The 22,250-nt window shown below is 52.7% G+C and carries 27 protein-coding genes; 22 read left to right on the forward strand and 5 right to left on the reverse strand.

The genetic code is table 11. The features are described 5' to 3' along the window. Nucleotides 1–195: 195 nt before the first annotated feature. The 3 genes from MUB23_RS13200 (at nucleotide 196) to MUB23_RS13210 (ending at nucleotide 3,652) form a co-directional block, all read left to right on the forward strand. Entirely contained in the window at nucleotides 196–1,614 is a 1,419-nt protein-coding gene (locus MUB23_RS13200) for a 2-hydroxyacyl-CoA dehydratase family protein (RefSeq protein WP_244801059.1), read from the forward strand. 74 nt (nucleotides 1,615–1,688) lie between these two features. Then, the gene (locus MUB23_RS13205) at nucleotides 1,689–2,270 is read left to right on the forward strand and encodes a TetR/AcrR family transcriptional regulator (RefSeq protein WP_244801060.1); all 582 of its coding nucleotides are present in this window, start codon (nucleotides 1,689–1,691) and stop codon (nucleotides 2,268–2,270) included. 17 nt (nucleotides 2,271–2,287) lie between these two features. After that, a complete protein-coding gene (locus MUB23_RS13210) occupies nucleotides 2,288–3,652 on the forward strand; it encodes a 2-hydroxyacyl-CoA dehydratase family protein (RefSeq protein ID WP_244801061.1) in 1,365 nt (454 codons plus the stop codon). Nucleotides 3,653–3,749: 97 nt separating this feature from the next. Here MUB23_RS13210 and glgA read toward each other — a convergent pair whose 3' ends face one another. Then, nucleotides 3,750–5,189 (reverse strand): glycogen synthase GlgA, encoded by a 1,440-nt coding sequence (gene glgA / locus MUB23_RS13215; RefSeq protein ID WP_244801062.1) that lies wholly within the window; start codon nucleotides 5,187–5,189, stop codon nucleotides 3,750–3,752. A 194-nt stretch (nucleotides 5,190–5,383) separates the two neighbouring features. Here glgA and MUB23_RS13220 point away from each other — a divergent pair, with 194 nt between their 5' ends. The 14 genes from MUB23_RS13220 to pgeF all read left to right on the forward strand — a co-directional run bounded on the left by MUB23_RS13220 (nucleotide 5,384) and on the right by pgeF (nucleotide 13,806). Next, nucleotides 5,384–5,665, forward strand: a complete 282-nt coding sequence (locus MUB23_RS13220; protein WP_244801063.1) for a hypothetical protein — start codon at nucleotides 5,384–5,386, stop codon at nucleotides 5,663–5,665. A gap of 72 nt (nucleotides 5,666–5,737) precedes the next feature. Next, entirely contained in the window at nucleotides 5,738–6,079 is a 342-nt protein-coding gene (gene ylxM, locus MUB23_RS13225) for a YlxM family DNA-binding protein (RefSeq protein WP_244801064.1), read from the forward strand. A 3-nt stretch (nucleotides 6,080–6,082) separates the two neighbouring features. Beyond that, nucleotides 6,083–7,423: a signal recognition particle protein gene (ffh, locus tag MUB23_RS13230; protein WP_244801065.1), complete on the forward strand. Its 1,341-nt coding sequence runs from the start codon at nucleotides 6,083–6,085 to the stop codon at nucleotides 7,421–7,423. A 35-nt stretch (nucleotides 7,424–7,458) separates the two neighbouring features. Continuing rightward, nucleotides 7,459–7,704 (forward strand): 30S ribosomal protein S16, encoded by a 246-nt coding sequence (gene rpsP, locus MUB23_RS13235; protein WP_244801066.1) that lies wholly within the window; start codon nucleotides 7,459–7,461, stop codon nucleotides 7,702–7,704. Nucleotides 7,705–7,725: 21 nt separating this feature from the next. Continuing rightward, nucleotides 7,726–7,953 (forward strand): KH domain-containing protein, encoded by a 228-nt coding sequence (locus MUB23_RS13240; protein WP_244801067.1) that lies wholly within the window; start codon nucleotides 7,726–7,728, stop codon nucleotides 7,951–7,953. Nucleotides 7,954–8,045: 92 nt separating this feature from the next. Next, a complete protein-coding gene (rimM, locus tag MUB23_RS13245) occupies nucleotides 8,046–8,558 on the forward strand; it encodes a ribosome maturation factor RimM (RefSeq protein ID WP_244801068.1) in 513 nt (170 codons plus the stop codon). Continuing rightward, nucleotides 8,555–9,289 (forward strand): tRNA (guanosine(37)-N1)-methyltransferase TrmD, encoded by a 735-nt coding sequence (trmD, locus tag MUB23_RS13250; protein WP_244801069.1) that lies wholly within the window; start codon nucleotides 8,555–8,557, stop codon nucleotides 9,287–9,289. Before rimM ends, trmD begins: the two co-directional genes overlap by 4 nt. Before the next feature lie 90 nt (nucleotides 9,290–9,379). Next, nucleotides 9,380–9,727 (forward strand): 50S ribosomal protein L19, encoded by a 348-nt coding sequence (rplS, locus tag MUB23_RS13255; protein ID WP_244801070.1) that lies wholly within the window; start codon nucleotides 9,380–9,382, stop codon nucleotides 9,725–9,727. A gap of 108 nt (nucleotides 9,728–9,835) precedes the next feature. Further along, a complete protein-coding gene (lepB, locus tag MUB23_RS13260) occupies nucleotides 9,836–10,447 on the forward strand; it encodes a signal peptidase I (RefSeq protein ID WP_244801071.1) in 612 nt (203 codons plus the stop codon). An 84-nt stretch (nucleotides 10,448–10,531) separates the two neighbouring features. Continuing rightward, complete coding sequence (gene ylqF, locus MUB23_RS13265) at nucleotides 10,532–11,392, forward strand: ribosome biogenesis GTPase YlqF (RefSeq protein WP_244801072.1); 861 nt, start codon at nucleotides 10,532–10,534, stop codon at nucleotides 11,390–11,392. Further along, nucleotides 11,389–11,973 carry a signal peptidase I gene (lepB, locus tag MUB23_RS13270; protein WP_244801073.1) on the forward strand — a complete coding sequence of 195 codons (585 nt, stop codon included), beginning with the start codon at nucleotides 11,389–11,391 and terminating at the stop codon, nucleotides 11,971–11,973. Before ylqF ends, lepB (MUB23_RS13270) begins: the two co-directional genes overlap by 4 nt. A gap of 9 nt (nucleotides 11,974–11,982) precedes the next feature. After that, entirely contained in the window at nucleotides 11,983–12,627 is a 645-nt protein-coding gene (locus MUB23_RS13275; protein ID WP_244801074.1) for a ribonuclease HII, read from the forward strand. Next, a complete protein-coding gene (locus MUB23_RS13280) occupies nucleotides 12,624–12,977 on the forward strand; it encodes a YraN family protein (protein ID WP_244801075.1) in 354 nt (117 codons plus the stop codon). Before MUB23_RS13275 ends, MUB23_RS13280 begins: the two co-directional genes overlap by 4 nt. A 1-nt stretch (nucleotide 12,978) precedes the next feature. Further along, nucleotides 12,979–13,806: a peptidoglycan editing factor PgeF gene (pgeF, locus tag MUB23_RS13285; RefSeq protein WP_244801076.1), complete on the forward strand. Its 828-nt coding sequence runs from the start codon at nucleotides 12,979–12,981 to the stop codon at nucleotides 13,804–13,806. Between the two features lie 41 nt (nucleotides 13,807–13,847). Here the strand turns inward: pgeF and MUB23_RS13290 are convergent, their stop codons facing one another. Then, nucleotides 13,848–14,630, reverse strand: coding sequence for a sirohydrochlorin cobaltochelatase (locus tag MUB23_RS13290; protein ID WP_244801077.1), 783 nt, complete (start codon nucleotides 14,628–14,630; stop codon nucleotides 13,848–13,850). Between the two features lie 144 nt (nucleotides 14,631–14,774). Here MUB23_RS13290 and MUB23_RS13295 point away from each other — a divergent pair, with 144 nt between their 5' ends. Next, nucleotides 14,775–15,677 (forward strand): S8 family peptidase, encoded by a 903-nt coding sequence (locus tag MUB23_RS13295; RefSeq protein WP_244801078.1) that lies wholly within the window; start codon nucleotides 14,775–14,777, stop codon nucleotides 15,675–15,677. Nucleotides 15,678–15,773: 96 nt separating this feature from the next. Further along, a complete protein-coding gene (locus tag MUB23_RS13300; RefSeq protein ID WP_244801079.1) occupies nucleotides 15,774–16,370 on the forward strand; it encodes an SOS response-associated peptidase in 597 nt (198 codons plus the stop codon). Here MUB23_RS13300 and MUB23_RS13305 read toward each other — a convergent pair. Together MUB23_RS13305 and MUB23_RS13310 are read right to left on the reverse strand one after the other, a co-directional pair. After that, nucleotides 16,331–17,119 carry a type III pantothenate kinase gene (locus tag MUB23_RS13305; RefSeq protein WP_244801080.1) on the reverse strand — a complete coding sequence of 263 codons (789 nt, stop codon included), beginning with the start codon at nucleotides 17,117–17,119 and terminating at the stop codon, nucleotides 16,331–16,333. The genes MUB23_RS13300 and MUB23_RS13305 overlap by 40 nt on opposite strands. A gap of 13 nt (nucleotides 17,120–17,132) precedes the next feature. Beyond that, complete coding sequence (locus MUB23_RS13310) at nucleotides 17,133–17,906, reverse strand: type III pantothenate kinase (protein WP_244801081.1); 774 nt, start codon at nucleotides 17,904–17,906, stop codon at nucleotides 17,133–17,135. A 125-nt stretch (nucleotides 17,907–18,031) separates the two neighbouring features. On the opposite strand from MUB23_RS13310, the gene coaBC reads away from it, so the two are divergent. The 3 genes from coaBC to MUB23_RS13325 all read left to right on the forward strand — a co-directional run bounded on the left by coaBC (nucleotide 18,032) and on the right by MUB23_RS13325 (nucleotide 21,152). Further along, on the forward strand, nucleotides 18,032–19,228 hold the full coding sequence (gene coaBC, locus MUB23_RS13315; RefSeq protein ID WP_244801082.1) for a bifunctional phosphopantothenoylcysteine decarboxylase/phosphopantothenate--cysteine ligase CoaBC: 1,197 nt from the start codon (nucleotides 18,032–18,034) through the stop codon (nucleotides 19,226–19,228). Between the two features lie 15 nt (nucleotides 19,229–19,243). Continuing rightward, nucleotides 19,244–20,833, forward strand: a complete 1,590-nt coding sequence (locus tag MUB23_RS13320; RefSeq protein ID WP_244801083.1) for a peptide chain release factor 3 — start codon at nucleotides 19,244–19,246, stop codon at nucleotides 20,831–20,833. A 64-nt stretch (nucleotides 20,834–20,897) separates the two neighbouring features. After that, nucleotides 20,898–21,152: a PRC-barrel domain-containing protein gene (locus tag MUB23_RS13325; RefSeq protein ID WP_244801084.1), complete on the forward strand. Its 255-nt coding sequence runs from the start codon at nucleotides 20,898–20,900 to the stop codon at nucleotides 21,150–21,152. Here MUB23_RS13325 and MUB23_RS13330 read toward each other — a convergent pair. Further along, complete coding sequence (locus tag MUB23_RS13330) at nucleotides 21,121–22,050, reverse strand: LysR family transcriptional regulator (RefSeq protein ID WP_244801085.1); 930 nt, start codon at nucleotides 22,048–22,050, stop codon at nucleotides 21,121–21,123. The genes MUB23_RS13325 and MUB23_RS13330 overlap by 32 nt on opposite strands. Between the last annotated feature and the right edge of the window lie 200 nt (nucleotides 22,051–22,250).

Below are 22,250 nucleotides of genomic sequence, written 5' to 3' on the forward strand. Positions count from 1 at the left end.
GATTTTTTATTTATCATCTATTGCTTTATGGATAAAAAATTGTTATGATTAAAAATAATTGTTGCTGTAGAATGATTGTTCAGTATACGGAATTTATTTTAAGGAAAAAGAAAAGAATATTTGAACTTCCCGCCGCTATTTTCATAGTGCGAAGTGTGGAGATAAAAAATCCACTTTCAAAGGAGGAACGATAGAATGGGAGCGTTGGCTCATAGAAATTTTTTGAAGCTGCTGGATTTTAGAGGAGAAGAATTGGAATCGTTCCTTCCCCGTTGGGAAGCAGCGGCGGAGAAAATCGGTCTGACGGAAAAAGATGTGGATTTTGCTGTTCAGGAATGGATACCAGCCTATTGGGATACCAGTCTTCGCGGAGTCCGGCTTTGTATGGCCGCCTATATCCGTGAACTAGTGGAGATGTGCAGTCTAGACCAGTGGAAGAAGGCAGGATCTAAGGTCGTGTACGGAATCATGCCGAGCCAGCCGGTGTGCTACCGGGCCATCAAATTCGCCGGAGGAGACAAGGTAAAGATTTCTTATCCGGACTTCCTGATGGCGTCTGTTTTGAATTCGTTTTTTAATCGGGCGGATCCTTTGATGGAAGACACGACGGTTATGACCCCCCGCTGCCGCCACTGCGGCCTCAATAAACTGCGGCTGAACGCGCGGCGTCAAGACCGGATCGTTTCCCCGGATGTGGTATGGAACTGGGGCCTGTACTGCAATGAAGGCCCGAAGACGGAAGAGCTGATCCAATGCCTGGAAGATCCCAAGTGGTCTTACATTACGACAATGGTTCCCCATGATCAGGCATACGGCAGCCATGAGGCGGACAATGAAGAGCGGGTTCAATACCTGGCAGCCCAACTGGAGTATGCTCAAAAAAAGATCGGGGAGATCACAGGCGTCCCGGTGGAGAGGGAACATATGTGTCAGGCCATCGAGGAGTATCACTCCTATATCGTGCGCCTGGACTATCTGAATCACCTGGTGGGAAATGCGGATCCTCAGCCGATTACCGGAAATGAGATTACCCTGTTCGGCGCGCCCACCGGAATGGCCTTTGATACTGGGTTTCGCTATCTGCGGGAAGCGTTGGAAACGATGATCCGGGAGGTGGAGGCGCGGATCGCAGCTGGGATCGGCGTTCTGCCGAAGGGAGCGCCGAAGCTGGGCTGCCACTTTATCCCTTTTTGTCTGCCTTGGGTGGACAAGGCATTTTTAGATCAGGGCGTCAGCTTGAGTTTCAGTACCTGCTTCGCATTTTCCAAAGAACAACTGAATTTTATCGATTGCAAAAACCCCTACTATACGGTGGCGAAGCACTGGTACCAAGGGGCCAATGCCGTCAATATGAAGGATGAGGCGAACATCATATCCGAAATTTTAAAAGAGTATCGGCTGAATGGGATGCTCTACGGTTTTTACACGTTTGACCGCTGGCTGGGAGCTCATCAGAAAACGATGATCCAGATGGTGGAAAAACAGACCGGGATTCAGCATTTTTATATCGAAGGCGATTTTTGGGATGATGAAAATTATCGGATTGAAGATCGGATCCGTCAGATTGAAAATATTTCCTACTTTTTACATATGGAAAAAATGATTTCTATCTGATAAAGAAGTGTGTCTTTCACGCTCCATGATAACTGGACTCATGGCTTAAAATCAAGAAATGGAATTGGCAGACTATGGCTAGAAGTAAAAAAATCTATGATAAACAGAAGATTTTTGAAATATCTTCCCGAATTGTTAACGAGGAGGGGGTAGCAGCGCTTTCCGTGCGCCATTTAGCCGGCGAACTGAAGGTTTCTTCTATGACCCTTTACAATTACGTGGAAAATATTAACGAAATAAAAAAAGAGATCGTTTTGGACGGAATGAACCGCCTCTATCACAGAGTTTATCAGGCGCTGGATGCCAATCAAGAGACCGTCCGCCAGAAAAGTGCCGCGGAGCTATGTATGCTGATCCTCCGGGAAATTTATCTGTTCGCGGAGGACTATCAGGGAAGCTTTGAGCTGATGTTCGGGAAAGATTCGCTGGAGTTTCGTCAGGATGCGGAGATGAGGCCATTGTATGGCCTGTTTTGGAAACTCTTAAAAAAGACATGTCCCTGCGAGGAGATGGAAGACGATTATCAGAAGGGTTGCGTTCTGGTGGAATGTGTGATGTGTTCACTGATTCTGGAACACCTCCAAAATAAACAAAGTTACCCACAGGCGGCCTATGAGGAGTATCTGGGCTTTCTGGTACGGAAATTGTTTGGGTGAGAAGGACGGAAAAGAATATGGAACATAACCGGGCAGCCCTGAATGGGGCTGCATCCTTTTTAAAGGCATGTGATTTTTCCGAAGAGGAAATCCTAGCTTGGTCGGCTGTATTGGAGGAAGCCTGCCGCCCATTTGGGCTGTGTGGGGAGGACCTGCGCCGTGCGGCGGAGGAGATTTTGCCGTCCCACTATGATATGGGGCTGGAGGGGATCCGGCTGCTGATCGGAGCCTATGTGCGGGAATTCTTAAATCTGTACCGGAAGAGTCCGGCGTACCGGATTTATACGACCGTCCCGGCGCCGATCCCGGCTTTGCTGGCGGTTCAGGAAGCCGGAGGGGATTCGGTGCTAGTATGCTCGGCTGATTACCTCTTGATGGTGGTTCTGCGCGGCTTTCTCGGATGGGAAGGGCCGGGGGACGTGATCGGATCGCCCTGCTGCCGCCACTGTGGTCTCAATGAGCTTCGCATCTACTCCGCGGAGTCCGGGCTTCTCCCTGACCCGGATCTCATGTGGAATTGGGGGATGCTCTGCGATGAAAGTGGGAAATCCAATGAATGGCTGAACCTGCGGCTTCAAAGCTGGCCGTTGGCTTCCGTGATTTTGCCCAAAACAGCGGCGGAGGAACCAGAAGCACGCAGGGCGTATATGGCGGCGGAGATCGGGGACACGCTGCGCGAAGTGGGCAAAAAGGCGGGAATCGAGATCGGAGAAGAGGCAAAGGAACGGGCGTGGAAAAAATGGGAGAGACTATCCTTTGCCGTAGAGTCTTTGAACCATTGGAATTGCACCCATATCCAGCTGGGCGGAAATGAAAATGCCCTGGTGCAGGCACTGTTCTTAGCTGGATTTTCCGACTGGGAGCCGGCGCTTCATTCCCTGCAGATTTTGAGAAAAGAGCTTCAGGAACGGGAACGGCTGAACCCAGGGAAGAACAAGCCGTCCTGCCGGATCGGCTGCTTTTTGCTGCCCTTTTTGGTTCCGGAGGTCAGCGACCTCTTTGAGGCGAACGGCGTAAGACTTTTGACCAGCACGGCTGTGATGGCCCGAAAGGACGGCGGGTGCCGGACCGGCAGCTTTGAGGAAAAGGTGGCTTCTTTTTGGATGCGGGCCGGCATCGCCTCCACCATGGAAGAAGAAGCGGAGATGATCGGGGACTATCTGATCCGCTATCAGCTGGACGCGTATTTGATTGGAATGTTTTCCTTCGACCGGTGGATGGGAGCCCATCAGAAACTGTTAGCCCGGAGAATTCAGGAGCGAACCGGAAAAAAGACGTTGTTTTTAGAACTGGATTTTTGGGGGAAGGATATTGAGCTGGGACGGCTGGAGACACAGATTGAGACGTTTTCAGCGATGTTGAAGTCGGAAACAATAAAATGATAAGAGAGCAGTCAAATCCCCTGAATCGGATCTGGACTCAGGGGATTTGACTGCATTTCTATGAACTTTCCAAGATCAGTTCTGCCTTTCCGGCAAATTATAAGCTGTCGTACAGAGTTTCATACTTTTTCGCCGAGGTCTCCCAGGAAAAGTCTTTCTTCATCGCCCGCTCCACCATCTGATTCCAGCGGCGCTTCCCGTCATAGTAGACCTGCTCTGCGTACCGCACCGAAGCCATCATCTCGTGGGCGTTATAGTTGGCAAAGGAGAAACCGGTGCCGGTGTTGGCGAATTCGTTGTAAGGTTCGACCGTGTCCTTCAGGCCTCCGGTCTCTCGCACGATCGGCAAGGTTCCGTAGCGGAGCGCCATCAGCTGGCTGAGGCCGCAGGGCTCGAACAGGGAGGGCATCAAAAACGCATCGCTGCCGGCGTAAATCCGGTGGGAGAGCTGTTCGCTGTAACAAATGTTGGCGGATATCTTTCCGGGGAAATGGGCGGCGAAGCGCCGGAACATTTCTTCGTAGTGCCAGTCTCCGGTTCCGAGGACCGCGAATTGAATGGAATCGGAACAGAGCATTTCCTCCATCACCCGCTCGATCAGATCAAAGCCCTTCTGGTCTGTCATCCGGGAGACAATGCCGATCAGCATGGTTTTGGCGCTGACTTCCAGGCCAAGCTCGCTTTGAAGGGCGATTTTATTCTTCACTTTTTCTTTTCGAAAATTTTTCGTGTCAAATTTCTGATAGATTTTATCGTCGTTGGCTGGGTCGTACTCCCGGTAATCAATACCGTTCAGGATGCCGCAGAAGCAGTTGGAACGGGCCCAGAGCAGCTTATCCAACTTCTCGCCGAAAAACGGGGTCTTGATCTCCTCGACGTAGGTTTCGCTGACCGTGGTCACGTAATCAGCGTAGACGATGCCGCCTTTCAGGAAATTGGCGTCCTTATATGCCTCCAGCTTATCCGGTGTGAAGAGATAATCGGGAAGGCCGGTCATATGTTTGATGTCTTCAATGTTCCAGGTTCCCTGAAAACGCAGGTTATGAATCGTCATAATTGCCTTGATCGAGGGATAGAAAGGATCGGCGGCAAACTCATTTTTCAGATAGACCGGAATCAGGCCGGTGTGCCAGTCGTGGCAATGGATGATATCCGGATGAAAGTCCAGGGACGGCAGAATGGACAGGACTGCCTTGGAGAAAAAGCTGAACTTTTCCAGGTCGTAAAAATGATCGGAATAGGGGGTCGGTCCGGAATAATACTCTTCATTGTCCACGAAATAATAGGTGATACCGGCGTATTCCAGCTTGAGGACTCCGACATAGCGGTTCCTGCCGTTAAAATACATGTAAAAGTGGTTCACATATTCCATTTGGCTCCGGTATTTGTCCGGGATACAGAGATATTTGGGGATGACCACGCGCACGTCGTACTGCTCTTTGTCAAAATACTGGGGAAGAGATCCAACCACGTCGGCCAGACCGCCGGTTTTTACAAAAGGGACACATTCCGATGCTGCGAATAGTATTTTTTTCATAATGATATGCTCCTTGATTTGACTTTTTCGGCTGAGCCAGTATTGGTTGACACTGCTCCTTTAGACCCGATTCTATCTTTGGAAACAGAACTAATTCTATTCTAGCACACTCTGAATTATTATGGTATACTTTATTTTTGAAAAAGGGTTGGGATCGGGGAAGATGGAACCAAAAATCGGAAGGGTGATAAATTTTGATTGAAAGAAAGACTTTGATGTCACTGGGATTCCTGGAAAAGCAAAATTTGACCGGGAGCTATCAGGGGATGCGGTATCTGCTGAAAAAGCAGAAAGAGGAGACGGCCCGGCTGATCGTGATGGTCTGGCCCCAGCCTTATTGTTCGGATGTGGCGCCGGAGGAACTGCGTCAGACAACGGATTTCGACTTCTCCGAGGAAGGCATGCAGGCGGCGGCCCAGTGGCTGAACGAGCAGTACGAGGCGCGGAAAGAAATCTGGGAGAATGCCAAGTTATAGACGCTTCCTTTGTCAAGAAAAAACACTTGACAAACAAGCTTTCATCCTGTATGATAGCAAAGGTGATTCAATATGGAAAAATTTGTGGAACAGGCGCTGCTGTATGATTTTTACGGCGAACTTTTGACCGAGCATCAGAAGCGGATCTATGAGGATGTGGTGTTTAACGACCTTTCCTTAAGTGAGGTCGCAGAACAGCAGAAGATCAGCCGCCAGGGCGTGCATGATCTGATCAAGCGGTGCGACCGCTCCCTGCGGGATTACGAGGCGAAGCTGGGCCTGATCCGGAAATTTGAGGAAACCCGGAGGCTGGTGGGGGAAATCCACCGTCTGGCGCGGGAGTTCGACGCCGGCGGAGACGCTTCCTGTGTGAAGAAGATTGAGCAGATTTCCGAGCAAATAGGAGAGTTGTGATTTATGGCATTTGAAAGCTTGTCCGATAAACTGCAAAATGTGTTCAAAAAGCTCCGGGGCAAGGGTAGGCTGACCGAGGCCGATGTAAAAGCAGCGCTGAAAGAAGTCAAGATGGCGCTCTTAGAGGCCGACGTCAATTTCAAAGTAGTAAAGCAGTTCGTCAAAGCAGTGGAGGAGCGGGCTGTAGGCTCCGACGTGATGAACAGCCTGACCCCCGGCCAGATGGTCATCAAAATCGTAAACGAAGAGATGGTCCGCCTGATGGGCTCCGAGACCACGGAGTTAGAGTTAAATCCGGGCAATGAGCAGACGATCTTTATGATGGCCGGACTTCAGGGCGCGGGCAAGACCACGACTGCGGCGAAGATCGCCGGAAAGCTGAAGGCGAAGGGCAGAAAGCCTCTTCTTGTGGCCTGTGATATCTACCGCCCGGCCGCCATCGAACAGCTGAAAGTAAACGGAGAAAAGCAAGGCGTCCCGGTCTTTTCCATGGGGGACGGAACCTCTCCGGTCCACATCGCCAAAGCGGCATTGGAGCACGCTAAGAAAAATGGCCAGAACGTGGTGATCCTCGATACGGCCGGACGTCTCCATATCGACGAAGCGATGATGGAAGAACTGCAAAAGATCAAAGAAACCGTGCCGGTAAAACAGACAATCCTGGTGGTCGATGCAATGACCGGTCAGGACGCGGTCAACGTAGCCAGCACGTTCAATGAAAAAATCGGGATCGACGGAATCATCGTCACCAAGCTGGACGGCGACACCAGAGGCGGCGCGGCCCTGTCCATCCGGGCAGTGACCGGCAAACCGATCCTCTACGTAGGTATGGGCGAAAAGCTCTCCGATCTGGAGCAGTTTTATCCCGACCGCATGGCGTCCCGGATCCTCGGCATGGGAGATATCCTTTCCCTGATCGAAAAGGCGGAAGCCCAGGTGGATGCGGAGAAAGCCAAGGAGATGGAGCGGAAGCTCCGGAAAGCAGAGTTCGATTTCAACGACTTTCTGGATCAGTTCGCACAGCTTCGAAAGATGGGAAATCTCGGCGACCTGATGGGCATGATCCCCGGCATGGGAAGCAAGCTGAAGGGCGTGGATATGCCTGACGATAAGTCGATGAAGCGGGTGGAATCGATTATCCTTTCCATGACCAAGGAAGAGAGAAGCCGCCCGGATCTGATCAACCCGTCCAGAAAGCGCCGGATTGCCAATGGGGCCGGTGTGGACATCGCGGAAGTGAACCGGCTGATGAAACAGTTTGAGCAGTCAAAAAAAATGATGAAGCAGATGTCGGGCATGATGGGCAAAAAAGGAAAAAGAGGAAGATTTTCTCTTCCCTTTTAATAAATCAAGAGAAAGTGTAAGGAGGTGAAATACGAATGGCAGTAAAGATTCGTTTGAGAAGAATGGGACAGAAGAAGGCTCCTTTCTATAGAGTAGTCGTAGCGGACTCCCGTTCCCCGAGAGATGGACGTTTCATCGAGGAGATCGGTTACTATGATTCCACGAAGGATCCCAGCGTGATTAAGATTGACGAGGAAAAGGCGAAGAAGTGGCTGGAGAGCGGCGCAAAGCCGACCGAGACCGTTGCTAAACTTCTGAAGATTGCCGGCGTAGAGAAATAATCCGCCAGGAGGTAGCCGAACATGAAAGAATTAGTGGAGGTAATCGCAAAAGCCCTGGTAAATCATCCGGAGGAAGTTGTGGTTACGGAAACGGAGAAAGAGCGGGAGACCGTTCTGGAACTGAAAGTCGCGCCTTCCGATATGGGCAAAGTGATCGGCAAACAGGGGCGCATCGCAAAGGCGATCCGTTCCGTTGTCAAGGTGGCGGCTTCTAAGGAAGACAAGAAAGTAACGCTGGATATCCAGTAAACGGGAGGCGGGTGAGCAGCTCAGATGGAGCCGTTTGCCCGTTTCGGCATTTACTGAGGAAGAATGATTGGCCTGAGAAAAGGAGACCAAAAATGGAAGAATACCTGCGTGTCGGCGTCTTTGCCAACACCCACGGCATCCGCGGCGAGATCAAAGTATTTCCGACCACCGACGATATCAGCCGTTTTCGCACGCTGAAAAAACTGGTGATGGAGACCAAAAGGAAGGAACGGATCCCCCTGGAGGTGGAAGGCGTCAAATTTTTGAAAGGGATGGCGATTCTGAAATTCAAAGGAATCGACAACATCAACGACATCGAGAAATATAAGGGCAGCGACCTGCTGGTTTCCCGTGAAGATGCGATTCCCCTTGAAGAAGGCGAGTTTTTTGTGTCAGATCTGATCGGCCTTTCCGCCGTGGATGAGCAGGGCCAGGAGCTTGGGAAACTGACGGAAGTGATCCAGACCGGAGCCAACGACGTGTATGTCATTCAGGGCGGCGGCCGGGAATATCTGCTACCCGCCATTGGAGAGTGCATTTTGGACATCTGCCCCGGCAAAGGATATATCAAAGTTCATATGATGGAGGGGCTGGCGGATCTATGAGGTTCCATGTATTGACATTATTCCCGGAGATGATCGAGCAGGGCTGCCGGACCAGTATCCTGGGCAGGGCTTTGCAGGCCGGGGCAATCTCGGTGACGGCCACGAATATCCGGGATTATTCGGAAAATAAACACGGCCATGTGGACGACTATCCCTACGGCGGAGGAGCCGGTATGGTCATGCAGCCAGGGCCCATCGACCGCGCGTATCAGGCTGTCAAAAGCGGGATTCCCGGAAAAGCCCGTGTGATTTATGTCACGCCTCAGGGAAATGTTTTCAATCAGCAAATCGCCCAGGAGCTGGCAAAAGAGGAGGATTTGATCTTTCTCTGCGGTCACTACGAGGGGGTGGACGAGCGGATCTTAGAAAAGATCGTCACCGACTACGTATCCATCGGAGATTATGTGCTGACCGGCGGCGAGCTTCCGGCCATGGTGATGATCGATGCGATCTCCCGCCTGGTTCCCGGCGTTTTAAGCAACGAAGTCTCTGCGGAATTTGAATCGTTTCACGACAATCTTCTGGAATACCCGCAGTATACGCGGCCGGAAGAGTACGAAGGGCAGAGGGTGCCGGAGGTGCTTCTCTCCGGACACCACGCAAACATTGAAAAATGGCGGCGGGAACAGTCGTTGGAGCGCACGCTTCGCTGGCGTCCCGATTTGTTGGAGCAAGCCTTGCTGACCAAGAAAGACAGGGAATATTTGGCGAAAAAGGGCTTGCAAGTTTGACCGCTTTATGGTAGAATAAATCGCTGTGTAAATATGGATGGTCCGCTGCCAACCCCATTGGTCATGAACATCTGAATATTAGGAGGAATCATGAACGAGATTATCAAGAAAATCGAAGCCGAGCAGCTGCGTGAGGGCGCAGGAAACTTCCAGGTAGGCGACACGGTTCGCGTACATGCCAAGATTAAGGAAGGCAACCGCGAGAGAATTCAGGTTTTTGAAGGCACGGTGCTGAAGCGTCAGAACGGCGGCGTCCGCGAAACCTTCACGGTTCGCAAAACTTCCAACGGCGTCGGCGTCGAGAAGACCTGGCCGGTGCATTCTCCGGAAATCGAGAAGGTGGAAGTGGTCCGCAGAGGTAAAGTAAGAAGAGCGAAACTGAACTATCTGAGAGACCGTGTCGGCAAGGCTGCCAAGGTAAAAGAATTAGTGAAATGATGAAAAAGGGACACATATGAAAATATGCGGTCCCTTTTTTACTCTTTGCATCGCTATTACGATTTAGAAATCCGGTCAATAGCAGAACAGGAAAGTGGGGTGTTGCCGGTGGAAAGCAGAAGAAGAAAGAAGCAGACGGAGGGGCAGGAGGGAAAGCGGCTTCATGCGCTGACGGATTGGGTGGTCGATGTGATCGTCGTCATCGCTTTGGCTGTTTTTTTCGTTCAGATGCTGGGCGATCAGGTCAAGGTGGAGGGCCATTCGATGGAGCCTGCTTTGCTGGCCGAGGATACGGTGCTGATCAACCGGCTGTCCTATCATTTTTTCCAGGTGGAGCGTCTGGACGTGGTATTGTTCCGCAATCCGAAGGTGGCAGAAAAGACCCATATGAAACGGGTCATCGGACTTCCCGGAGAGACCGTACAGATTAAAAACGGACGGATCTTGATTGACGGCAGGGAGCTGGCGGATGAAAATCTTCCGGAGTACACGGTGCCCGGCCTGGCGGAGAACCCGGTGAAGCTGGGGGCGGACGAGTATTTTCTCCTTGGTGACAACGGCGACAGCAGTGAGGACAGCCGCTTTGCCATCATCGGAAATGTACACCGGGATCAGATTCTTGGAAAAGTTTGGTTCCGCATCGCCCCTTTTTCCGAGCTGGGGTTTCTTCCGGAACTCGGCGAGACAAAGCCGGCGGAAAGTCAGGGCCAGCAAAAGTAAGGCGTTGATTTTCCACCGTTTCAAAGAGCACAGCGGGCGCGGCCCGGCTGCGATGAAGTATGAAATAGAATATGAGGGAATAGAATGAAAATACAGTGGTATCCGGGACATATGACAAAGGCGAAGCGGGCGATGGAGGCGGACATCAAGCTGGTGGATCTGGTCATCGAGCTGGTGGATGCGAGGGTCCCGGCCAGCAGCCGGAATCCGGACATCGACCGGCTGGCGCAGAACAAGGCCCGTCTGATTCTCCTGAACAAATCCGATTTGGCGGATGAGAAAGTGAACCGTCAGTGGGAGGAATGGTTTGCTCAAAAAGGCATTTTGGCGGTCCGCCTGAACGCCAAAAGCGGTACGGGAATGAAAACCGTGCAGAATGCCATCCAGGAAGCCTGTAAGGAAAAGACTGAGAGAGACCGGAGAAGGGGAATTCTGAACCGGCCGGTGCGGGCCATGGTGGTGGGAATCCCCAATGTGGGAAAATCCACCTTTATCAATTCCCTGGCGAGAAAAGCTGCTGCGAAAACCGGCAATAAGCCGGGAGTCACCAAGGGGAACCAGTGGATCCGGCTGAATAAAAACGTAGAACTTCTGGATACGCCCGGTATCCTGTGGCCTCGGTTTGAGGATGAGACAACCGGCGTCCGCCTGGCTCTGATCGGGTCGGTCAACGATGAAATACTGGATCTGAGAGAGCTGGCGGCAGAGGGGATCCGGTTTTTGCAAAAGTGGTATCCGGGTGTTCTGAAAGAGCGCTACGGCGCGGAAGAGGAAAACTCTCCCTATGAGATTTTGCAGGAAATTGCCAAAGTGCGCAACTGCCTGCAAAAAGGCGGAGAACCGGACACCGGCAAGGCGATTCGGCTATTTCTCGATGATCTGCGGAACGGCCGTCTGGGAGGGATCAGTCTGGAGCGGCCGCAGGAAGAAATGGGGGCGCAGTGAACAAACACAAAGCCAAGGAACGTCTGAAACAAAAGACGGCAGCGCGGGAATATCCGGGGTTCGTGGAGGATTTTTTGAATACGGCCATCGTCTTTTTGCTGGTCTCTGCGGCTGCGGTATTGATCCTGCTTTTTATCGGCCGGGCCGCGATTGTGAACGGCGACTCCATGCAGCCGACGCTCCATAACGGCGATATGTTGATTGTACAAAAGGTTGCCTACCAGCATCCCAAACGGTTTGATATCATTGTGTTCGATTCTCTGGACGGCAAAGGGACCCTGTTCATCAAGCGGGTCATCGGCCTCCCCGGCGAGACCGTACAGATTGCAGACGGCGTGATCACGATCGACGGAGAAGTGTTGGAAGAACATTACGGGATGGAGCCGATGGAAGCGGCAGGTCTCGCGTCAGAGCCTTTTGTGCTGGGGGAAGAGGAATATTTTGTCCTGGGGGACAACCGGAACAACAGCGGCGACAGCCGGAGCGCCTCCGTGGGGGCGGTGAAGCAAGATCAGATTGCCGGAAAAGCCTTCTTTCGGTTTTGGCCGTTAAAGGATATGGGGCTTTTACAGCATCAATGAGGAGAAGATATGCCAAAGAAATTGGATCCGGAGCAGGAACGCCTGCGTCTGGAACAGATGCGAAGCTACGAAAGACAGTATGGGGATCTGGCCCCGGTCTGCGGGATCGATGAGGCGGGCCGCGGTCCGCTGGCAGGGCCGGTGGTGGCCGCTGCGGTGATCCTGCCGAGGGAGGCGGAGATTTTTTATCTGAATGATTCCAAGAAAGTGACGGAGCGGCGCAGAGAGCTGCTCTTTGATGAAATAAAAGAAAAAGCCATTGCTTTCGGCGTCGGGATCGTCAGCGCGGAAACGATTGATGAAATCAACATCTTGCAGGCTACTTATGAGGCGATGCGCCAGGCCGTCTCGAAGCTTTCGGTGAAGCCGGAGGTCCTGCTGAACGATGCGGTGACGATACCGGGAATCGCTTTGCCTCAAGTACCCATCATCAAAGGAGATGCGAAGAGCGTATCCATCGCGGCGGCCAGTATCCTGGCTAAGGTAACCAGGGACCGGATGATGCGCCAGTATGATGAACTGTATCCGGAATATGGATTTGCCGGCCATAAAGGCTATGGCACGGCGGCACACATCGCAGCCATAAGGGAATTTGGGCCGTGTCCGATCCACCGGCGGTCGTTTATTAAAAATTTCACCGGAGAAAAAGAATGAATCAGAGAATGGTGGGCAGCTGCTTCGAGGAAAAAGCGGCTGCTTATTTGCAGGCGGAAGGGCTTTGCGTGCTTCAAAAGAATTACCGCTGCCGGATCGGAGAGATTGATCTGGTGGCTAAGGACGGAGATACCTTAGTCTTTGTCGAAGTCAAATACCGCAGTGGGGGCTTATATGGAAGCCCGGAGGAGGCGGTCAACCAGGCGAAGCAAAAAAAGATCCGCCGGGTGGCTCAATTCTATCTGATTCAGCAGGGAACGCCGCCGGATACCTGCTGCCGGTTCGACGTGATAGCCATCGGGGGCGACGGAACCATCGTCCATTTTCAAAATGCGTTTGGAGGAATTTAAGATGGAATGGGGAATGAAAGAACAAGAGAAGGCGGGGGTGACCTTTCTGACCTTTCCGCTTCTGGAGCGGGAGGGGATGGTGACCCATGCTTTTTCCACGAGAAAAGGCGGCGTCAGCAAGGGGATGTTTGCCACGATGAACTTTGCGGGAAACCGGGGAGATGATCCGGAGCATGTCCGGGAGAATTACCGGCGGATGGGAACGGCGCTCGGCGTCCCGCCGGAACAGATGGTGCTGTCCCAGCAGACCCACACGACGAACCTGCGGATCGTAACCAGGGAAGATGCAGGGAAAGGCGTGGTCCGAGAGCGGGATTACACGGATGTGGACGGGCTTTTGACCGATGAACCGGGTCTGATGCTGGTGACCTCCTATGCGGATTGTGTGCCGCTCTTCTTTTTGGACCCGGTAAAACGGGTGATCGCCCTCAGCCATTCCGGCTGGCGGGGAACCGTGGGTCGGATGGGGGCTGTGACCGTAGAGCGGATGCAGGAAGTCTTCGGCTGTGAGCCGGGGCAGATTTTGGCCTGCATCGGCCCCAGCATTTGTCAGAGCTGCTATGAAGTCAGCGAGGATGTGGCAGAGGAATTCCGTCTTGTGTTTCCGGAGACGGACTGGCCGGAAATTTTAGAGGAAAAGCCGGAAAAGAAATATCAGCTGGATCTCTGGAATGCCAACCGGAAAATCTTGTTGTCCGCCGGGATCAGAGAGGATCACCTTGCCTCCTCCGGGATTTGTACCTGCTGTCATTCGGATCTCCTGTTTTCCCATCGGGCGACCCAGGGGAAACGGGGAAATCTGGGCGCGTTTTTGATGCTGAATTCCTGACGCCAATCCGGATATAAATCGAAGGGATGCCGCAAAATCTTTTAGGAGCGGATACTCTGCGCCAAGTGTTCCAGGTATATTTTCCGGATCCCCTCATATTCCCCCAGCCCCTTCAAGTGGCAGACCACCTCGTAGCCGGCCGCCTCAAACTGGGAGCGCCAGGAATCATCGTCGTCGCTGGCCATGTCATTGTTGGCATGGTCTCCGGCCACCAGCATAAAGGGAACTAGATGGACCCTTTGGACATCCGTCTCGTTGAGACGCCGGAAAATATGGATCAGGGATGGATATGCCTCCACGGTTCCCATAAAGGCGCGGGGATATCCCAGGTCTTTCAAGGTATAGTCCAGCGCCGCATAGACCGCATTGGCATGGTGGGTGGTGCCGTGGCCCATGAAGACGATCGCATCCTCCTTTGGAATCTCCTTGTATTCCTCCATCAAAGCTGTTAATACAGCAATGTTGTCTTCGGTGGTAGTCAGCAGCGGGGTTCCAAACCGGACAGAGCGGAAGAATTCCTTCTGAGCCAAAACATCTTCTTTCATCTGGTCATTTTCAATTCCATTGATGATGTGCGTCGGCTGAACGATCAGATCGGTGACGCCGTCTTTCTTGATCTGCTCCAGAGCTTCCGGGACTGTCGGTACGATCATATGATCCCGTTCCCGAAGTTTTCGGATAATCATTTTGCTGGTCCATGCACGGTACACGGTATCGTCCGGGTAAGCCTGCCTCATATCTTCTTCGATTCTGTCAATGGTTTTTTCACGGGTCTCCGGATAGCTGGTTCCGAAACTGACCGCGAGAATCGCTTGTTTTTCCATACAGTCCTCCTATTGTCTTGTTCTTATAACAACAAAAAGTGTAGCATGGCGGGTAATCGGTGTCAATGTTTCCGTATGCTTTTCCCTTTTGGCACCGGACGTCTTTTTTCTGAATAGAATAAGAGAAAAAAGAAGGTGAGCTCAATGCAGGAGGCATTTCGAGCCGTCCATGCCGACGCAGCCCATCGGGCCGGGCTCAGCGGGGCGGGAATCGGCGTCGCAATTTTGGACACCGGCATCTTTCCCCACCGGGATTTTGAGGACCGGATCGACGCGTTTCAAGATACGCTCCATCTCTGGACGGAGCCCTACGACGACAACGGCCACGGTACCCATGTGGCGGGGGTAATCGGCGGCAGCGGACGGATGTCGATGGGACAATACGCAGGTATTGCTCCCGGATGCCGGATCATCAGCATCAAGGTACTGGACTCCAAGGGGAACGGAAGCCTGTCCCATATGATGATGGGCTTGTCCTGGATTCTGGAGAACCAGAAAAAATATAATATCCGCGTAGTCAATATTTCCGTCGGGACAAAGACAAAAGGAGATTCCAGCGAGGATTCCCCTCTGGTCCAGAACGTAAACAAGCTCTGGGACGCCGGAATCGTGGTGGTTGTGGCGGCGGGAAACAACGGACCGGGAGAAGGCACGGTGACCACACCCGGCATCAGCCGGAAAGTGATCACCGTAGGATCCTCGGATGACGGGAGACGGGTGGAGATTCACGGGAACCGGATGCAGAATTATTCGGGAAGGGGGCCGACCGCCGAGTGTATTCTAAAGCCGGAGGTGATTGCGCCGGGATCCAGCATCATATCCTGTAATGTATGTCCGACGCCGCGGTCCCGCTATTATACGATGAAAAGCGGCACTTCGATGTCGACGCCCATTGTATCCGGAGCCGTTGCCCTGCTGTTGGAAAAATATCCGTATATGACCAATGTGGACGTCAAACTGGCTCTGCGTGAAAGCTGCCGGAAGACAGGGGCGCCTGTGACAAAGGAGGGGTGGGGTCTGCTTGATATCCGGCGTTTGCTCCACTGATGGTTTTTTCCGGAACAGCTTGTAAAGTCAAAGATAGTTTGGTAGAATAAAGTAGGAATAAATCAAGAATTTTACGTCGGAAAAGGGGAATCATTTATGTGCGGAAGATATTATTTTACTTATGAAGCGGCACAGGAGGCATTGACACTGGCCGACCTTCTGGACACGAGAAGCGAGACGGTGGGCGAGGGCGACGTACATCCGGCGGATTTAGCTTGGGTGGTGTGTTCGGATGCCCAAAAGCACCGCCTGGTGCTGGCCTCCATGCGCTGGGGATTTCCGGGACATGAGCGTTCCCAGGTGATTTTTAATGCCCGTGCTGAAACGGCGATGGAAAAAAGTTTGTTCCGTGACAGTATGCTGTTTCGCCGCTGCGCAATCCCGGCCGGAGGGTTTTATGAGTGGAATCCAAAGGGGGAGAAGGTAAGTTTTACCGGAAGGGAAAAGAAAATTTTGTACTTGGCTGGTTTTTACCGCTGCTTTGAGGAGATGAATTGTTTCGTCATCCTGACGACGGAGGCCAATCGTTCTCTGCAAGGCGTCCATGACCGGATGCCTTTGGTGTTAAAAGAAGAGGATGTGAAAAGATGGATATTGGATAAGGAGCGGGCGGAAATCCTTTTGTCGCAGGCCCCGCCGCTCCTGTCGTCTTTTCAGGAATATGAACAGCAGACGCTTCCGTTGTTTTTCTGATAGATCAGGTACAGTCCCCGCAGAAGGAGGTTTTCGTCCACCTGGACCAAATGGCGGCAGTGGGGGACGATGGAGGAGGCCAGGCCGCCGGTTGCGACGACGGTGGCCGTCTCGCCCAGCTCCAATTCCACCCGGTCGATCAGCCCGTCCAGCATCGAGGCGTTTCCCAGGATGATACCGCTTTTGATACAGTCCACGGTGTTGGTTCCGATGATTTTCCGGGGAGATTCAAAGGGAATCCGCGGTAGCTGGGAGGTGGTCTGAATTAATGCGTCCAGGGCCACCTGGGCTCCGGGAGCGATGATGGTTCCGAGATAAGCGGGACCTCTCCCCACGATGGAGAGTGTCGTGGCCGTGCCCATGTCGATCAAAATCAGCGGAAGCGGATACCCGGCCACACCGGCGACCGCGTCGACGATCAGATCGCTTCCGACCTTGGCCGGATCATCCATGCGGATGGCAAGGCCGGTTTTGATTCCGGGACCGACGATGAGAGCCGGGGTTCCGATAATCTTTTGAAGAGCCCGGTTTAAAGTGGCGGTCACCGGGGGCACCACAGAGGAAATGACGCTTCCCTTTAATTGATCCGGCATAATCTCATGAAGTTCCAGAACTGTCCGGAGTGCAATCGCGTACTCCAAATCCGTCTTGCGGGGGTCGGAGGAAAACCGTTCGACAAAATAAACCCTTTCCCGGTCAATGGCTCCCACTACAATGTTGCTGTTTCCTATGTCAACTGCTAGAATCATGTCGTCCTCCTGTTCAGCCGTCCGTACGATTTTTCATATAAATGCGGTACAAGCCCTTCATCGGCAGCATCTCATCGTATAAAATAGGATGCGTACAGTGAGGGATAACGGCTTTCGCCAGGTCGCCGGTGGCGACGGCGTGGGCGGGACGTCCGAGCTCTCCCTCCATCCGGTCGATCATACCGTCCAGCATGGCTGCATTTCCGTATACAATCCCGCATTTCATCGAATCCACCGTATTCTTGGCAATGGCCGTATCCGGCGCTTCAAAGGAAATACGCGGAAGCTGTGCGGTGCGGTTCACAAGGGAATCCAGGGCGATTCCGGCTCCGGGCAAAATCGCTCCGCCCAAATAAGAGCCGTTTTCATCGATGACGGAGAGGGTTGTGGCCGTGCCCATGTCGATTAGGATCAGAGGCAGCGGGTATTCTGCCGCTGCGGCCACGGCGTTTACTACCATATCGCTGCCAAGCTGGGCCGGATTGTCAATCCGGATCGGAAGACCGGTTTTCACGCCGGGGCCCACGACCAATGCCGGTTTTCCGATGATCTTCGTCAGGGCGCGGTTGATCACGGCGGTCAGCGGCGGGACGACTGAGGAGAGGATGCTTCCGGTCAGCGGCCGGGATGGAATTTGATAAAGCTCCAGGATCGTGCGGAACGCGATGGCGTATTCCAGATCCGTCTTTTTGGTGTCGGTGGAAATGTGCTCCACGAAATGGGTTCCGGTTTTGCTGACGGTGCCCACAGTGATCACGGTATTTCCGATATCGATGGTCAAAATCATGGCAAATTAGCCCTCCTGCCTCGTAGACATTTCTTCAAAAATATGCTACACTGATAAATCGGTATAGCAGAATTAACCAGATTATATCATAAACCACTTCCATAGTAAACAGATAGGAGTCCAATATGTTGCAGGGAAAAAATATCATACTAGGCGTTTCCAGCAGCATCGCCTGCTATAAAAGCGCCTACCTGGCCCGCGCCCTGATCAAAAAAGGGGCGAATGTCCAGGTGGTCATGACAAAGAATGCCACTCAGTTTTTGACGCCGCTGACCTTTGAACAGCTGACCGGCAGAAAGTGCCTTGTGGATACCTTTGACCGGAATTTCGAAATCAAGGTGGAGCATATCTCGCTGGCCCAGTGGGCGGACGCCTGTCTGATCGCTCCGGCCTCCGCCAATGTGCTGGCGAAGATGGCCCACGGCATCGCCGACGATATGCTGACCACGACTGTGCTGGCCTGCGACTGCCCCAAGCTTGCGGCCCCGGCGATGAATACCCGGATGTATGAAAACCCGGCTACCAGGGAAAACCTGGAAACCTTGCGGCGTCACGGGTTTACCTTGGTTGAGCCGGAGGAGGGATTTTTGGCCTGCGGCGATGTAGGCAAAGGAAAGCTTGCCAATGAGGAAGTGATCCTGGATTACCTGGAAGCCGTGATCGGAGCAGAAAAAGACTTTAACGGGCAACGTGTGCTGGTGACGGCAGGCCCGACCAGAGAAGCCCTGGACCCGGTTCGGTTTTTAACGAATCATTCCACGGGAAAGATGGGATACGCCATTGCCAAGGCGGCATTTCTGCGGGGCGCTAAAGTGACGCTGGTGACCGGAAAGACCGAGACGCCGAAGCCCCGGTTTGTGGATGTCGTCGAGGTGGTGTCGGCGCGGCAGATGTATGAGGCGGTGATGAGCCGGGCGTCGGAACAGGATATCCTGATCATGGCGGCGGCGGTCGCCGATTACCGGCCCCAAAATATCGCCGCGGAGAAAATTAAGAAGATGGACGGAGATTCGGTGCTCCCGCTGGAGCGGACCGACGATATCCTGGCCTCCGCCGGCGCGGCCAGACGCCCCGGACAGTTCCTTTGCGGATTTTCCATGGAAACCGAGCATATGTTGGAGAATTCTAGGAAAAAATTGGAGAAGAAGAATATTGATATGATTGTTGCCAACAACCTGCGGCAGGAAGGCGCGGGGTTCGGCGTGGACACCAATATCGTCACGCTGATCACCAAAGATTCGGAGGAGTCCCTTCCGATGCTGAGTAAGGACGAGGTGGCAATGAAGATTTTAGACGCCATTGCGGCGCGCATCAAAGAGTAACAGGAGGAGCTTTTTGTGGCAGATTTAGCAGAAGAGATAAAGAAACGCCGGACATTCGCGATCATTTCCCATCCGGATGCCGGTAAAACCACATTGACGGAGAAATTTTTGCTCTACGGAGGAGCCATCAACCTGGCCGGGTCCGTAAAGGGAAAGAAGACGGCGAAGCATGCGGTCTCCGACTGGATGGAGATCGAAAAGGAGAGAGGAATCTCTGTCACCTCGTCGGTGCTGCAGTTTCACTATGACGATTACTGCATCAATATTTTGGATACGCCGGGGCATCAGGACTTTTCCGAGGATACCTACCGGACGCTGATGGCTGCGGATTCCGCGGTCATGGTCGTGGATGGTTCCAAGGGCGTGGAGGCCCAGACCATCAAACTGTTCAAGGTCTGTATGATGCGGCATATCCCGATTTTTACCTTCATTAACAAAATGGACCGGGAGGCCAAGGATCCGTTTGAGCTGATGGAAGATATCGAAAACGTGCTGGGGATTGAGACATGCCCGGTCAACTGGCCCATCGGCTCCGGAAAGTCCTTCAAAGGCGTGTTCGAGAGAGATATCAAGAAGATCACCACCTTCACGGCCGAGGGAGCCGGACAGCGGGAGATCGAGACCAAACATCTGGATCCGGAGAGCGAAGAGGCTTTAAGCGAGATCGGCCCGATGGCTCTGGATCAGCTAAAAGAAGAGATTGAGCTGTTGGACGGCGCCGGTCAGGAACTCGATATGGAGATGGTGCTGAAAGGTCAGCTGAGCCCTGTTTTCTTTGGCTCCGCCTTGACAAATTTCGGCGTAGAAACCTTCCTTCGGCATTTCTTAAATATGACGCTGCCGCCGACGCCCCGTGTGGCGGACTGCGGGGTCATCGATCCGGTAAAGGAGCCTTTTTCCGCCTTTGTGTTCAAGATCCAGGCCAACATGAATAAGGCCCACCGGGACCGGATCGCATTCATGCGGATCTGTTCCGGAAAATATGAGACGGGCATGGAAGTGAACCACATCCAGGGTGGGAAGAAGATCCGCCTTTCCCAGTCCACCCAGATGATGGCCCAGGAACGGACCATCGTCGAGGAGGCTTATGCCGGAGATATCATCGGCGTTTTTGATCCGGGGATTTTTTCCATCGGGGACACCCTCTGCGCGGGTTCGGAGAAGTTTGCCTTTGAGGGGATTCCGACCTTTGCTCCGGAGCATTTTGCGAGGGTGCGGCAGGTGGATACCATGAAGCGGAAACAGTTTATCAAAGGGATTTCTCAGATTGCCCAGGAAGGCGCGATTCAGATCTTCCAGGAGTTTCATACCGGCATGGAAGAGATCATCGTCGGTGTGGTCGGCGTCCTTCAGTTTGACGTGCTGATGTACCGCCTGGAAAACGAGTACAACGTGGAGGCGAAGCTGGAACAGCTTCCTTATGAATATATCCGCTGGATCGAGAATCAGGAGATCGACGCGGAGAAGATCCAGGGTACCTCGGATATGAAACGGATCAAGGATCTAAAGGGCCGCCCGCTCCTCCTCTTTGTCAACAGCTGGAGCGTCGGTATGGTTCAGGACCGGAATCCGGGATTGGAGCTTTCGGAATTTGGGCGTGTTTAACTTTTATACACAAAACAGATAAAAGCGCATACCATGATAGAAAGAACCTTTCGGAGGGATCGGTATGCGCATCTGCGATTTACAGGAAAAAGAAGTGATCAATGTCTGCGACTGCAGGCGCCTTGGCTTTGTGGCAGATTTGGACTTTGATATCTGCAACGGTCAGATCCTGGCCCTGATCGTTCCCGGACCGGCCCAGTTCTGCGGTTTTCTTGGCCGTGACAGCGAATATGTCATCCCCTTTTGCCAAGTCCGCCAGATCGGGGAGGACATTATCCTGGTGGATATCAAGATCGACGAATGTCAGGTCCGCCGTTAACTTTTAGGCTCTGGAAATCCGACGAGGCCGCCAGCCGGCGGCAGAGATCGATAAATTCTTTCACTTGGGGCCGGTATTCCCGGTCCTTTCGGTAAATCAGGGAAAACCCTCGCTGCAGATGCAGATCGGTCAGGCGGCAGGCATGGAGACGGCCTTCCGCCAATTCTTTTTGAATTAGCATTTCCGATACGATGGATACCCCCTTGTTTTCTTCTACCGCCTTTTTCAGTGCGTCGATATTGTGGAAGACCGGTCCCTGACAGAGTTCCAGCTTCTTTTCGCGCATCGCGGCTTCGATGGCGGTCCGGGTACTGTTGCCTTCCTCCCGCAGCAAGAGCGGCTCCGTCCCAAAATTTGCACAGGACAAGGTGTCCCGGCCGGCAAACGGGTGGGAAGGGCTGCAGATAAGTACAAAGGAATCCTCCAGCAGAGGCGTATAGACCAATCCGCCATGGTTTCCCGGATATTCGCTCAGCGCGATATCCAGCTCGCTGCTTTCCAGTTTTCTTTCCAGGACATGAGGTTCGTCAATGGTAAAACGGGTTGTGGTGTCCGGATACTGGATATGATACTGCACGATAAGTTCCTGCAAAAGACAGGAGAACGCGATGAAGGTGGAGCCGATATGGATCTGGCGGGTGTGGATTTCCCGGAGGGCCGAATCCATTTCCTGACAGAGAGCCAGGATCCGATCCACATAATGCAGCAAAAGCTCCCCCTGTTCGGTCAGTTTTAAACGCTTCCCCAGGCGGGAGAAAAGGCGGATCTGATAGGTTTTTTCAATCTCAGCCACAGCCAGGCTTACCGTGGACTGGGACAGGTATAAATTCTTAGCGGCTGCGGTCATATTACAGCAGGCGGCCACTTCTCGGAAAATCATCATGTGACGGAATGTCATCTTTATTCCTCATTTCCCTTGAATTTACTATTAAAAAAATCAATAGTTTAATGAGATTTTACTGTTTTACAACCGGTTTGTCAAATGATAAACTATATTTACTACACAGGAACAGACAACGAAGCTCTTCTTCCAAGCAGTTCCTATGAAATGCGGCAAAGCCAGGTTCGAAGTGCGGCCGATGAGCGAGCCGTTTTACA

The organism is Cuneatibacter sp. NSJ-177, assembly GCF_022867805.1.
Classification (GTDB): domain Bacteria; phylum Bacillota; class Clostridia; order Lachnospirales; family Lachnospiraceae; genus Pseudolachnospira.